This window comes from Micromonospora sp. RV43 (assembly GCF_001029515.1).
Lineage (GTDB): Bacteria > Actinomycetota > Actinomycetes > Mycobacteriales > Micromonosporaceae > Micromonospora > Micromonospora aurantiaca.
Map to the genome: position 1 here is coordinate 1 of NZ_LEKG01000211.1, position 12,117 is coordinate 12,117.

Genomic DNA, 12,117 nt, shown 5'->3' on the forward strand with positions numbered 1-12,117 from the left:
GCCGATCCCGCCCCCGACCACGACCGCGCGTCCGCCCATGCGGTCACCGTACTACAGATGTAGTCGGGTGCACTACGACTGTAGTCTGACCGGGTGATCGATCGCCGGCAGCTCCTGCTCGACGCCGCCATCCGGGTACTCGGCACCGGAGGGCCGCGGCAGCTCACCCACCGGGCCGTGGACGCGGAGGCGGGCCTGCCCGAAGGCTCGGCGTCCAACCGGTTCCGCACCCGGGAGGCACTGGTCACCGGCGTCTTCGACCGGCTGGTCGAGGTGGAGACGGCGGCCTGGCAACGGCTCGCCGCGGACCTGCCGCCGGGCGACGTCGCCGCGTTCGCCGCAGTGGCCGGCCGGCTGATCCGGGAGTTCACCGACCAGCAGCGGGTGGTCACCCTGGCCCGGTACGCGCTCTTCGTCGAGGCGGCCGTGCGGCCCGACCTGCGCCCGGCGATCGAGGCCGCCCGGGCACGGCTGGCCGGCTGGGGGGAGCCGCTGCTCGCCACGCTCGGCTCGACCGATCCGCCGGCCCACTTCCGGGCGCTGCTGGCACTCGTCGACGGGCTCTTCGGCAACCAGCTCGCCGCTCCCGACGACCACTTCGACCCGGAGTCCGCCGTCGCCGCCCTGCTGCGCGGCTTCCGGACCGGCTGACCGGCCGCGCGTCGCCTGCCGCGCGGTGCCCCCGGGCCGGACGGATACCGCCTACCGCTCCCCGTTCCGGTGGCCGGCGGCCTCGCGGCACACGGCGAGCGCGTCCGACAGGGAGGTCAGGTGTCCGGCCGGCGTGGCCGGCGGCGTGATCCAGCCCGGCCCGGCGCCGTGCACCCGTACCGAGGGGAACTCCCGCGCGAAGCGGACCACCCGGTACGCCCGCCCGGTCATCGGCGTCTGCGACCACACCACGACGGTGTGCGGGCGGGTCCGGCGCACCGCGCTGGCCAGCGCCGGCCAGGGCAGCGCGGCGCCGAGCAGCAGGCTGCCCAGGCCCGCCTCGCGCAGGGCCGCGGCGAGGGCGTGCAGGCCGAGGCAGTGCAGCTCCTGCTCCGCCCCGGCGAGCAGGATGCCGCCGGCCGGGGGTGACGTTCCCGGCCCGCGCAGCAGCACGTCCAGTCCGGACCGCAGGCCCTCCGAGAAGGCGTGCTCCACGGCCACCTCGGCGGCGCTGCGGCCGGGCAGCGCGGCCAGCATCGGCGCGCAGACGCCCTCCCACAACGGCGCCACCCCCCACCGGCCCGCGGCCTCGACGATCAGCGCGGCGACCCGGTTGCCGTCCAGGTCCTCGGCCGCGAGCGTGAGGTGCTTACGGGCGGACTCGACGACATCGGCCGGGATCGGATCGGTCACCACCGGACGCACCCCTCGGTAGACGGTCACTACCGGGGGGTTCGTCGAAAGAGGGCGGCCTGGATGCGCCCGGGGCGGACCGGTCCGGCCGGGACGCGCCGGCCAGGCCGTGCCGGTGGGGCGGCTCACACCGGCGCGGGTCCGGTGGGGCGTCCCGGCGGCAGCAGACTGCGGACGCCGTCGTACGCCGGATCAGCCGGACCGGTCCCGGCGGGTCGCCGCCCGGCGCCGGGCCAGGTGGGCGACCGTGACCCAGATACCCCTGCGGAACAGCAGCACGACGAGGACGAAGATGCCGCCGGTGACCAGGCCGATCGCCTCGAACCCGGAGAACGACAGCCAGTCCTCCAGGCGGACCACCAGGGCCGCGCCGAGCACCCCGCCCCACAGCGTGCCGATGCCGCCGAGCACCACCACGATGACCGCCTTGCCGGAGGTGGTCCAGTGCAGCACGTCCAGCGAGACGAATCGGTGGCCGACCGCGAAGAGCCCGCCGCCGAGCCCGGCCAGGAAGCCGGAGAGCACGAACGCGGTCAGCTTGTAGCGGTGCACCGGGTAGCCGAGCGCGCGGGCCCGGGCCGGGTTGTCCCGGATGCCGACCAGCACCCGGCCGAACGGCGAGTGCACGATCCGCCAGGCGGCGAGCAGGCCGAGTAGCACGATCGGCAGGATCGCATAGTAGAAGTAGTAGTCGTCGGTGAGATCGACGCCGAAGAACGCGCGCGGCACGCCCTGCAGACCGTTCTCACCCTGGGTGACCGAACGCCACTCGTTGGCCACGTAGTAGACCATCTGCGCGAAGGCCAGGGTGACCATGGCGAAGTAGATCCCGGTGCGCTTCACCGCCAGGTAGCCGATCGGCAGCGCGAGCAGCGCCGCGCCCAGCGCCCCGGCCAGCACGGCGGCCGGGAACGGCAGGCCGGCGTGGATCGCGACCAGCCCGGTCAGGTACGCCGAGGTGCCCCAGAACGCGGCGTGCCCGAAGGACATCAACCCGGTGAAGCCGAGCAGCAGGTCCACCGAGACGGCGAAGAGCGCCCAGCACAGAATGTCCACCGCGACCGCCGGGTAGAGCCCGTTCGGCAGCCACAGCGCGACGAGCAGGCCGGCGGCGAGCAGCGCGTACCGGACCCAGCCGGGCGCCCGCGCGACGGCGAGCAGTCCGGAGCGCGGGGCCGGCTTCTCCACCGGGGTGTCCACCGCACTCGTCATGCCGTGCTGACCGGGCATGCCCTCACGGCCCTCCCGTAGCTCGGTGCGTTCGGTCATGCCGGGGCCTCCTCTCGGCCGAACAGGCCGGCCGGCCGCCAGAGCAGCACGGCGGCCATCACCACGAACACGACGGTCTGCGACACGAGCGGGTAGTCGGACAGGTAAGCCTCGCCCCACGCCTGGATCAGGCCGATGCCGAAGCCGGCGGCGACCGAGCCGAAGATCGAGCCGAGGCCGCCGATCACCACCACCGCGAAGACCACGATGATCAGGTCGGCGCCCATCAGCGGGTTGACCGCCCGCATCGGGGCGGCGAGCACCCCGGCCAGCCCGGCCAGGGCGATGCCGAAGCCGAACACCGGGGTGACCCACTTCCCCACGTCGATGCCGAACGCCCGGGTCAGCTCCGGCCGCTCGGTGGCGGCCCGGACCACCATGCCGATCCGGGTCCGCCCGAGCACCCACCAGACCGCCACGCACAGCAGCACGGTGAAGCCGAGGATGAAGACCCGGTACGTCGGGAAGTCGAAGATTCCGAAGTCGACGGTCCCGCTCAGTTCGTCGGGGGTGGCGTACGGGCTGGACTGCACGCCGTACCGGGACTTGACCAGGTCCTGCAGGATCAGCGTCAGGCCGAAGGTGAGCAGGAAGTTGTAGAGCGGGTCGAGCCGGGTCAGCCGGTGGATCACCGCCCGTTCCAGCACCATGCCGAGCAGGCCCAGCGCCAGCGGCATGATCACCAATGCGGCCCAGAACGGCACGCCAGCCTCGGCGAGCAGCACGTACGCCCCGAACGCGCCGAGCATGTAGAACGCGCCGTGGGCGAAGTTCACCACCCGGAGCATGCCGAAGATGACCGCGAGCCCGAGGGCGAGCAGGGCGTAGAACGCCCCGCCCACCAACCCGTTGAACGTGTTCTGCAGGAACCCGGACATGTCAGAGCTTGCAGTCCGGGGACGGGGTGCGGAAGGCCTCCGCCGCCGGGATGGTCTTGAGGATCTTCACGTAGTCCCACGGCTCCTTGACCTCGGCCTGCGGCTTCACCTGGGCCAGGTACGCGTCGTGGACGACCCGGTGGTCCTCCGCGCGGATCTTGCCGTTGCGCAGGAAGAGGTCGTTGACCTCCTTGCCCTCCAGCTCCTTGACCACGGCGTCCGCGTCGTCGGTGCCGGCGGCCTGCACCGCCTCCAGGTACTGCATGGCGGCGGAGTAGTTCGCGGCGTGCGCGAACGACGGCCGGGTGCCGGTCTCCTTCTGGAACCGGTCCGCCCACTCCCGGTTCTGCTGGTCGAAGTTCCAGTACCAGGCGTCGGTGTAGGTGGTGCCGGCCAGCGCGGCCGGGGTGAGCGAGTGGATGTCGGTGATGAACATCAGGCCGACGGCCAGCCCGACGCCCTTGTCCCGCAGCTTGAACTCGTTGTACTGCTTGACCACGTTGACCAGCTCCGCGCCGGCCTGCATGGTGCCGAGCACCTGCGGCTTCGGGTTCAGCGTCGGCGACTTGAGCAGGAACGACGAGTAGTCGCCGCTGGTGTTCGGGAACGGCGCGCCGTCCTTGCCGACGACCTGCCCGCCGGCCGCGGTGATGGCGGCGGTGAAGCTCTTCTCCATGTCCTGCCCGAACGCGTAGTTCGGGTAGAGGATGTACCAGTTCTTGCCGACCTGCTCGGTGGTCACCGTGCCGGTGCCGTGGGCCAGCATGTAGGTGTCGTACGCGTAGTGGAACGTGTACTTGTTGCAGCTCTTGCCGGTCAGGTCGGTGGTCGCCGCGCCGATGTTGAAGTACAGCTTCTTCTTCTCCTTGGCCACGTCGGCGACCTTCAGGGCGGCCGAGGAGGTCGGCACGTCCAGGATGGCGTCGACACCCTTGCGGTCGACCATCTCCTGGGCCTTGCTGTTGGCCACGTCCGGCTTGTTCTGGTGGTCCGCGGTCTCCACGGTGATGTTCCTGGTCACCGCGTCCTCGCCGTGCTTGGCCTGGAAGTCGGCGATGGCCATCTCCACGGCCTTGACCGAGTTGCGCCCGGACAGCTCCGAGTAGGCGCCCGACTGGTCGTTGAGCACGCCCAGCACGATCTTGTCGCCGGTCAGCTTCGAGTCGCCGCCGGACTGCGGACCACCGCCGCCGCAGCCGGCCACCAGCAGCGCCGCCGCCGAGGCGGCGGCCACACCCACGCTCCTACGCATGTGCATCCCCTTCGTACCGCGCGGTCCGCGCGGGTCAGCCGTCCAGATTCAGATGCCGAGATAAGCCAGCAGCTCGCGTTCCCGCGAGCGCACCTCGGCGTTCTCCATCGCCTCCGCGATCCGTCCCTCGGCCAGCAGGTAGTGCCGGTCGGCGACGCCGGTGGCGAAGTGCAGGTTCTGTTCCACCAGCAGCACTGTCACGCTGTGCTTCTTGGCCTCCCGAAGCAGGTCACCGACCTGCTGCACGAGCAGCGGCGACAGCCCTTCGGTGGGCTCGTCGCAGAGCAGCAGCCGGGCTCCCATGCGCAGCACCCGGGCCAGCGCGAGCATCTGCTGCTCGCCGCCGGAGAGCATGGTCGCTGCGGAGTCGCGCCGCTCGTACAGGGCCGGGAAGGCCTCGTACACCCGCTCCAGCGGCCACGGGTCGGGGCCGACCCGGGGCGGTAGGGTCAGATTCTCGGTGACCGTGAGCGTGGCGTACGCGCCCCGGTCGTCGGGCACCCAGCCGAGCCCGGCCCGCGCCCGCCTGTACGCCGGCAGCCGGGTGACGTCCCGGCCGTCGAGGTGGATCGCGCCGCGCTGGCCAGGGTGCAGCCCCATCACCGAGCGCAGCAGCGTGGACTTGCCGGCGCCGTTGCGCCCGACCAGGGTGACCACCTCGCCGGCGGCCACCTCCAGGCTCACCTCCCGCAGCACCTGGGCCTCGCCGTACCAGGCGGAGAGGTTCTCAATGCGCAGCATCCGCGGCTCCCAGGTAGGCGGTGATGACCCGCTCGTCGGCGCGGACCTGCTCGTACGGCCCCTCGACCAGCACCTTGCCGGCCTGCAGGACGGTGACCGTGTCGGCGAGCCGGCCCACCACGCTCATGTTGTGCTCCACCATGACCACGGTCCGTCCGGTGCGGACAGTGGCGATCAGGTCGACGGTGCGGTCGACGTCCTCCAGGCCCATCCCGGCCGTCGGCTCGTCCAGCAGCAGCACCTTCGGGTCGAGGGCGAGCGCGATGGCCAGCTCCAGGGCCCGCTTGCGCCCGTACGCGAGCGCCTCGGCCGGCGCCTCGGCGAGGTCAGCCAGGCCGACCATGGCCAGCAGCTCGTCGGCCCGGTCCCGGTAGCGGCGCATCAGCTTCGCCGACCGCCAGAACCGCCAGCCCAGCCCGCTGCGCGACTGGAGGGCCAGCTCGACGTGCTCCCGCGCGCCGAGCTGCGGAAAGAGGCTGGTGATCTGGAACGACCGGGCCACGCCGAGTCGGGCCACCCGCTCCGGTGGCAGCCCGGTCACGTCGCGGCCGTCCAGCTCGATCCGCCCTTCGCTGGGCGGCAGGAAGCCGGTGAGCAGGTTGAACAGTGTGGTCTTGCCGGCGCCGTTCGGGCCGACGAGGGCATGCACGGTCTCCGGCGCCACGTCGAGGTCGACGCGATCGACGGCCCGGAAGCCCCGGAAGTCCCGGGTCAGCCCTCGGGCCGACAGGATCGCTTGCCCGGCCATCGCCTCACCCTTCGCAGGTCCGTACGCGACGGCCAGGTCGGTGACCGGGGTCACAGGGTCGTCGCGTGCTGGAAACCTACGAGGAGTCGAAGCGGCCGAGCCATGTCGGCCCACCACACATTCACCCCTGCCGGTGCGGACCCAGCCTCCATAGATGCCGGTCACCCCCGACCGGGTCCGGTCCGATCGGTGGCCGTCGACATGTGGCGCGGCACCGTCACCGGCCGGCGGCGCACTCCGGCAGGTCGGGTCCGTCCGCGTGGGAGAAGACCGACGTCCTCGACGCCGGGCGGCGGCTGCCCGGCGCCGCCGCCCGGGTCGAGGGGGACGTCAGTCCGGGAACGTGACCACCCAGCGGGCGCCCTCGCCGCGGGCCAGCCGCTCCAGCGCGGCGGGCGCCTCGGTCAGCGGCACCGTGCCGCTCACCAGCGGCCCCAGGTCCAGGTCACCGGCGGCGAGCGCCTCGGCCAACTCCGGCACCTCCCGGTCCGGGTCGGTCGAGCCGTACACCGAGGAGCGCAGCGTGCGCGCGGAGTGGAAGATGTCCAGCGCGGAGAGGCTGAGCATGTCGTCCTTGCCGCCCATGCCGACCACGGTGACCGCTCCCCCGCGCCGCGTCGCCCGCCACGCGGCGCGGATGGTGGCGGACCGGCCGACGCACTCGAACGCGTGGTCCACGCCGCGTCCCTCGGTGCGGACCCGGATCTCCTTGCCCAGCCGGTCGTCCGAGCGGAGGAAGTCGGTGGCCCCGGCGGCGAGCGCGAGGTCCCGCTTGGCCTCCACCACGTCCACGGCGAGGATCGGCGCCGCGCCGGCCCGCCGCGCGGCGGTCAGCACGGCCAGGCCCACTCCGCCGAGCCCGATCACCGCCACCGACTCGCCGGGGGCGACCCGTGCGGTGTTGCGGACCGCGCCGACGCCGGTGAGCACCGCGCAGCCGAGCACCGCGGCCTGCTCCGGCGGCAGTCCGGCGGGCACCGGCACGGCGGCGTGCTGCGGCACCACCACCTCCTCGGCGAGCGCGCCGAGCCCGAGCGTGACCTGAAGGGGCTCACCGGCGGCCGTCTCGCCGCGAGGTGTCGACGGGTTGGGGTTGGCGGCGCAGAGCCACGGTTCGCCGTGCCGGCAGTGCCAGCAGTCGCGGCAGGCCGGCGCCCAGTTGAGCACCACGGGCGTGCCGACCGCGAGCGTCGTGCCGGGCCCGGCCTCGGCCACCACGCCCGTGGCCTCGTGCCCCAGCACCAGCGGGTACGCGGGCGCCAGCGTGCCGTCCACCATGGCCAGGTCGGAGTGGCAGATGCCGGCGGCGCGGATGCGTACCCGCAGCTCACCGGGGCCGGGCGCGGGCAGCCGTACGTCCTCGACCACCGGTGTCTCGCCCCGGCCGCGCACCACGAGCGCCCTCATCGCTGGATCGCCTTCACCTCGGTGAACTCCTCCACGCCGTACCCGCCCAGCTCCCGGCCGAGGCCGGACTGCTTGTAGCCGCCGAACGGGGCGAGCGGGTTGAACGCGCCGCCGTTGACGTCCACCTGGCCGGTACGCATCCGCCGCGCCACTGCCAGCGCCGCCTCCTCGTCGGCCGACCAGACCGCGCCGGCCAGCCCGTACCGGGAGTTGTTGGCGATGGCGACCGCCTCGTCGGTGTCGGCGAACGGAATCACCGCGAGCACCGGCCCGAACACCTCCTCCTGGGCGAGCGCGCTGTCCGGGTGCACGTCGGCGAAGACGGTGGGCGCCACGAAGTGCCCCTGCGGCGGCAGTGGCGCGTCCGGGCCACCGGCGACGAGCCGGGCGCCGTCGGCGAGCGCCCGGTCGACGTGGTCGCGTACCCGCCGGGCCTGCGCGGCGGAGGCGAGCGGGCCGAGCCGGGTGGCCGGGTCGAACGGGTCGCCGAGCCGGTAGCCGGCCACCGCCGCCGCGACCAGGTCCAGGGCCTCGGCGTAGCGGTCGCGGTGTACGAGCATCCGGGTCCAGGCGGTGCAGGTCTGCCCGGAGTTGAGCAGCGCGTTGCCGACACCGACCTTGACCGCGGTGGGCAGGTCGGCGTCGGCCAGGATGACGTTCGCCGACTTGCCGCCGAGTTCCAGCGACACCCGGGCGATCCGCTCGGCGGCCAGGTGGGCGATGCGCCGGCCGGTGGCGGTGGAGCCGGTGAACGAGACCAGGTCGACGTCGGGGTGCGCGGCGAGCGCCTCGCCGACCACCGGGCCGGTGCCGGGCACCAGGTTCACCACGCCGGGCGGCAGCCCGGCGTCGGTGATCGCGTCGAACAGCAGGTACGCGGTCAGCGGCGTCAGCTCGCTGGGCTTGAGCACCACTGTGCAGCCGGCGGCGAGCGCGGGCGCGACCTTGGCGACCACCTGGTGCAGCGGGTAGTTCCACGGGGTGATCGCGCCGACCACGCCGACCGGCTCCCGGACGACGAGCGAGTTGCCGACCGTGTGCTCGGCCGCCGGGCGGGCGGCCAGGTCGACGATGCTCCGCAGCACCGTCAGCGGCACGCCGGCCTGGACCCGGGTGGCGAGCTTGAGCGGGGTGCCCAGCTCGGTCGCCACGGTGCGGGCGATCTCGTCGGCGCGGGCGGCGAGCGCGGTGTGCAGCCGGTCCAGGTGCGCGGCCCGCTGCTCGGGGGCGGTGGCGGCCCAGCCGGGGAACGCGGCACGGGCGGCGGCGACCGCGCGGTCCACGTCGGCCGGTGTGCCGGCGGGCACCTCACCGACGATGCTCCCGGTGGCCGGGTTCTCCACCGGGATGGTGTCGCCCGACGACGGGTCGACCCAGTCACCGGCGACGTGCAGGTGGCGGCGCGTCAGCAGGGCGGGAGGGGCGGCGGCGAGATCCATGGCGTCCTTCGGGGGCGGCGGAAACTAGCGGTGGGAGTTTCGACGCTACTCCGGACCGCCGACCCGTTCCAGCGGGGCGACGGTGGCGGCGTACTCGGCGGCGAGCCCGTGCAGCAGCGCGTCCAGGCCGAGCGTGAACGCGCCCTCGTCCACGCTGCGCTGGTGTCCGGCGAGCCGGTGCGCCTGGTTGAGGTGCGGGTGCGCGGCGTAGAGCGAGGGGTCCTCGACGAAGCCGCGGGCGAACGAGCCGAGCGCGGACCCGGCCACGAAGTAGCGCATCGCGGCGCCGATGTGGGTGGCCCGCGCGGGCGGCCAGCCGGCCCGGACCAGCGCGCCGTAGACCGCGTCGGCCATGGCGAGCGCGGCCGGACGGCGGCCCGGCCCCTGCGCCAGGTACGGCACGATGTTCGGGTGGGCGGCCAGCGCGGCCCGGTACGAGCGCGCCCAGCGGCGAAGCGCGTCGAGCCACTCGCACTCGTCGAAGACGCCGATGTCGACTGTCGCCGCGACGCCGTCGGCCACCGCGTCGAGGATCTCCTCCTTGGTGGCGAAGTGGTTGTAGAGCGAGGGGCCGCGGACGCCGAGCGCGGCGGCGAGCCGCCGGGTCGAGAGCGCGTCCAGCCCGTCGGCGTCGATCAGCGCCAGCGCGGTCTCGACGATCCGGTCGCGGGTGAGCAGGGCCTGTCGGGGTCGGGGCACCTGGTCATCATCCTCCCTTTCACATCGGGTCTGGACGCGGGAAAACTTACAGCGCTAGTTTAGAGCCAGTCGACCTGAGGGGGCACCGTGGACTTCGCACTGTCCGACGAGGAACGCGCGATCCGGGACACCGTTCGCACTTTCGTCACCCGCGAGGTGATGCCGCTGGAGGCGGAGGTGCTGCGCCGCGAGCGCGCCCACCAGCCCGGCCTGGACCGCTCCGAGCTGCGCGAACTCCAGCTCAAGGCGAAGAAGTTCGGCTTCTGGGGGCTGGCCACGCCGGAGGAGTACGGCGGGATGGACCTGCCGGCGGTCATGCAGTCGCTGATCTGGACCGAACTGGGCCGCAGCTTCGTGCCGTTCCGCTTCGGCGGCGAGGCCGACAACATCCTGTTCCACGCCACCGAGGAGCAGAAACGCGAGTTCCTGATCCCCACCGTCGAGGGCGAACGGATCTCCTGCTTCGCCATCACCGAGCCCGGCGCGGGCTCCGACGCGGCGAACATCAAGCTGCGCGCCCGCCGCGACGGCGACGACTGGGTCCTCGACGGCGAGAAGACGTTCATCACCAACGGCAACGACGCCGACTTCGCCATCGTGGTCGCGGTGACCGACCCGGAGAAGGGCGCCCGCCGCGGCGGCGCCACCGCGTTCCTGGTGGACCGCGCGATGGGCTGGCGCTCCGAGTTCATCCAGACCATGGGCGAGGGCGGCCCCGCCTCACTGATCTTCGACGGCGTACGGGTGCCGCACCGCAACATCCTCGGCGAGATCGGGCAGGGCTTCACGCTCGGCATGGAGTGGATCGGCAAGGGCCGCTACACCATCCCGTCGCACGCCATCGGCATCGCCGAGCGCGCCCTGCAGATGGCCATCGACCACGCCAACACGCGGGAGACGTTCGGCGCGCCGATCGCCACCAACCAGGCCATCCAGTGGATGATCGCCGACTCGGAGACCGAGCTGGAGGCGGCCCGCTGGCTGATCCTGCGCTCGGCCTGGACCGTCGACCAGGGCCTCGACCCGCGGCACGCCTCCTCCATGGGCAAGCTCTACGGCGCCGGCATGGTCAACCGGGTGGTGGACCGGGTGCTCCAGATCCACGGCGGCATGGGCTACACCCGTGAGCTGCCGATCGAACGCTGGTACCGGCAGGTCCGGCTGTACCGGATCTTCGAGGGCACCGACGAGATGCAGCGGCTGATCATCTCCCGCGACCTGCTGCGCGGCTACACGAAGATCGGCGGCCACCTGGCCTGAGCAGTCAGCCGGTCAGCGCCTCGACCGCCCGGTCCACGTCCGCCTCGGTCGTGTAGAGGTGGAACGAGGCGCGCACCCGGCCCGCCCGGACCGCCGCGCGCACCCCGGCGCGGGCCAGCCGCTCCTGCGCGTCCGGCACGTCCACGCTGACGATCGCGCTGTCGCCGGGCGGCCGGCCCAGCCCGGTCAGGAACCGGTTGGCCAGCCCCACGTCGTACGCGCGCACCGCCTCCGGGTCGAGGTCGGCGAGCAGTTCCAGCGCCGGGGCGGTGCCCGCGTAGCTGAGCCACGGCGGCGCGATGTCGAACCGGCGCGCGTCGTCGGCCAGGCGCAGTGGCAGCCCGTAGTAGGAGGCGTGCGGCTCGCGGCCCGCGTACCACCCGGCCGCGTCCGGGCGCATCCGCTCGCGCAGCGCCGGGGCCAGGTAGGCGAAGGCCGATCCACGCGGCGACATCAACCACTTGTACGCCCCGACCACCACCGCGTCCGCCCGGTCCGCCGCGAACGGCAGCCACCCGCACGCCTGCGTCGCGTCGGCCACCACGAACGCGCCGTGCGCCCGGGCCGCCGCGACGATCTCGTCGTACGGGAGCACTGTGCCGTCGGCGGACTGCACCACGCTGAACGCCACCAGATCGGTGTCGGCGTCGATCGCGTCGACCAGGCCGGCCAGCGGCACGGTGCGTACCCGCACGCCGCGGTCCTGCTGCACCAGCCACGGGAACAGGATCGAGGTGAACTCGGTCTCGGGGACCACCACCGTCGCGCCCGCCGGCAGCCCGGCCGCGATCGGCGCGACGAGTTGTGACGCGCTGGCGCCGATGCTCACGTCGGCGACGTCCACACCGGTCAGCCGGGCGAACGCGGCCCGGGACCGGTCCACCGCCTCCTCCCACACCTCGAACGACACCCGCCCGGTCCGCCAGTCGGCGAGCACCCGCTGCACGGCGTCCCACACCGGCTCCGGCGGCAGTCCGTAGGTGGCCGTGTTCAACCAGCCCGGCTCCGGCTGCCACAACTTCTGCGCCTGCTCCAGCTCCATGCCACCGACGCTAACCACCCCCGCCCCCACCCCGGCAC

12 protein-coding genes are annotated in these 12,117 nt (G+C 73.3%); 2 read left to right on the top strand and 10 right to left on the bottom strand.

Features of this window, described 5'->3' with window-relative positions; translation table 11 throughout:
* Nucleotides 1-93 precede the first annotated feature (93 nt).
* Entirely contained in the window at nucleotides 94-651 is a 558-nt protein-coding gene (locus ABD52_RS33110) for a TetR/AcrR family transcriptional regulator (RefSeq protein WP_047894328.1), read from the top strand.
* 51 nt (nucleotides 652-702) lie between these two features.
* On the opposite strand, the gene ABD52_RS33115 is transcribed toward ABD52_RS33110, so the two are convergent.
* The 9 genes from ABD52_RS33115 to ABD52_RS33155 form a co-directional block, all read right to left on the bottom strand.
* Nucleotides 703-1,344, bottom strand: coding sequence for a transcriptional regulator (locus tag ABD52_RS33115; RefSeq protein ID WP_235437628.1), 642 nt, complete (start codon nucleotides 1,342-1,344; stop codon nucleotides 703-705).
* A 192-nt stretch (nucleotides 1,345-1,536) separates the two neighbouring features.
* Nucleotides 1,537-2,556 (bottom strand): branched-chain amino acid ABC transporter permease, encoded by a 1,020-nt coding sequence (locus ABD52_RS33120; RefSeq protein WP_047894337.1) that lies wholly within the window; start codon nucleotides 2,554-2,556, stop codon nucleotides 1,537-1,539.
* Nucleotides 2,557-2,609: 53 nt separating this feature from the next.
* On the bottom strand, nucleotides 2,610-3,491 hold the full coding sequence (locus ABD52_RS33125) for a branched-chain amino acid ABC transporter permease (protein ID WP_047894329.1): 882 nt from the start codon (nucleotides 3,489-3,491) through the stop codon (nucleotides 2,610-2,612).
* A gap of 1 nt (nucleotide 3,492) precedes the next feature.
* Nucleotides 3,493-4,749, bottom strand: a complete 1,257-nt coding sequence (locus tag ABD52_RS33130) for an ABC transporter substrate-binding protein (RefSeq protein WP_047894330.1) — start codon at nucleotides 4,747-4,749, stop codon at nucleotides 3,493-3,495.
* Between the two features lie 42 nt (nucleotides 4,750-4,791).
* Complete coding sequence (locus ABD52_RS33135; RefSeq protein ID WP_047894331.1) at nucleotides 4,792-5,484, bottom strand: ABC transporter ATP-binding protein; 693 nt, start codon at nucleotides 5,482-5,484, stop codon at nucleotides 4,792-4,794.
* Entirely contained in the window at nucleotides 5,471-6,232 is a 762-nt protein-coding gene (locus ABD52_RS33140; RefSeq protein WP_047894338.1) for an ABC transporter ATP-binding protein, read from the bottom strand. Before ABD52_RS33140 ends, ABD52_RS33135 begins: the two co-directional genes overlap by 14 nt.
* Nucleotides 6,233-6,562: 330 nt before the next feature.
* Nucleotides 6,563-7,639, bottom strand: a complete 1,077-nt coding sequence (locus ABD52_RS33145; protein WP_200905277.1) for a zinc-binding dehydrogenase — start codon at nucleotides 7,637-7,639, stop codon at nucleotides 6,563-6,565.
* Nucleotides 7,636-9,078, bottom strand: a complete 1,443-nt coding sequence (locus ABD52_RS33150; protein WP_047894333.1) for an aldehyde dehydrogenase family protein — start codon at nucleotides 9,076-9,078, stop codon at nucleotides 7,636-7,638. The genes ABD52_RS33145 and ABD52_RS33150 overlap by 4 nt, the downstream gene beginning before the upstream one ends.
* Before the next feature lie 45 nt (nucleotides 9,079-9,123).
* A complete protein-coding gene (locus ABD52_RS33155; RefSeq protein WP_013285453.1) occupies nucleotides 9,124-9,777 on the bottom strand; it encodes a TetR/AcrR family transcriptional regulator in 654 nt (217 codons plus the stop codon).
* 87 nt (nucleotides 9,778-9,864) lie between these two features.
* Here ABD52_RS33155 and ABD52_RS33160 point away from each other — a divergent pair, with 87 nt between their 5' ends.
* Nucleotides 9,865-11,037, top strand: coding sequence for an acyl-CoA dehydrogenase family protein (locus ABD52_RS33160; protein WP_047894334.1), 1,173 nt, complete (start codon nucleotides 9,865-9,867; stop codon nucleotides 11,035-11,037).
* Between the two features lie 4 nt (nucleotides 11,038-11,041).
* Here the strand turns inward: ABD52_RS33160 and ABD52_RS33165 are convergent, their stop codons facing one another.
* Nucleotides 11,042-12,079: an aminotransferase class V-fold PLP-dependent enzyme gene (locus tag ABD52_RS33165; RefSeq protein ID WP_047894335.1), complete on the bottom strand. Its 1,038-nt coding sequence runs from the start codon at nucleotides 12,077-12,079 to the stop codon at nucleotides 11,042-11,044.
* Between the last annotated feature and the right edge of the window lie 38 nt (nucleotides 12,080-12,117).

Excerpts from the sequence above, each read along its gene's own strand:
- ABD52_RS33145 (WP_200905277.1), bottom strand. The coding sequence starts at position 7,639 with ATGAGGGCGCTCGTGGTGCGCGGCCGGGGCGAGACACCGGTGGTCGAG.
- ABD52_RS33150 (WP_047894333.1), bottom strand. The coding sequence starts at position 9,078 with ATGGATCTCGCCGCCGCCCCTCCCGCCCTGCTGACGCGCCGCCACCTG.
- ABD52_RS33130 (WP_047894330.1), bottom strand. The coding sequence starts at position 4,749 with ATGCACATGCGTAGGAGCGTGGGTGTGGCCGCCGCCTCGGCGGCGGCG.
- ABD52_RS33165 (WP_047894335.1), bottom strand. The coding sequence starts at position 12,079 with ATGGAGCTGGAGCAGGCGCAGAAGTTGTGGCAGCCGGAGCCGGGCTGG.
- ABD52_RS33120 (WP_047894337.1), bottom strand. The coding sequence starts at position 2,556 with ATGACGAGTGCGGTGGACACCCCGGTGGAGAAGCCGGCCCCGCGCTCC.
- ABD52_RS33140 (WP_047894338.1), bottom strand. The coding sequence starts at position 6,232 with ATGGCCGGGCAAGCGATCCTGTCGGCCCGAGGGCTGACCCGGGACTTC.
- ABD52_RS33135 (WP_047894331.1), bottom strand. The coding sequence starts at position 5,484 with ATGCTGCGCATTGAGAACCTCTCCGCCTGGTACGGCGAGGCCCAGGTG.
- ABD52_RS33125 (WP_047894329.1), bottom strand. The coding sequence starts at position 3,491 with ATGTCCGGGTTCCTGCAGAACACGTTCAACGGGTTGGTGGGCGGGGCG.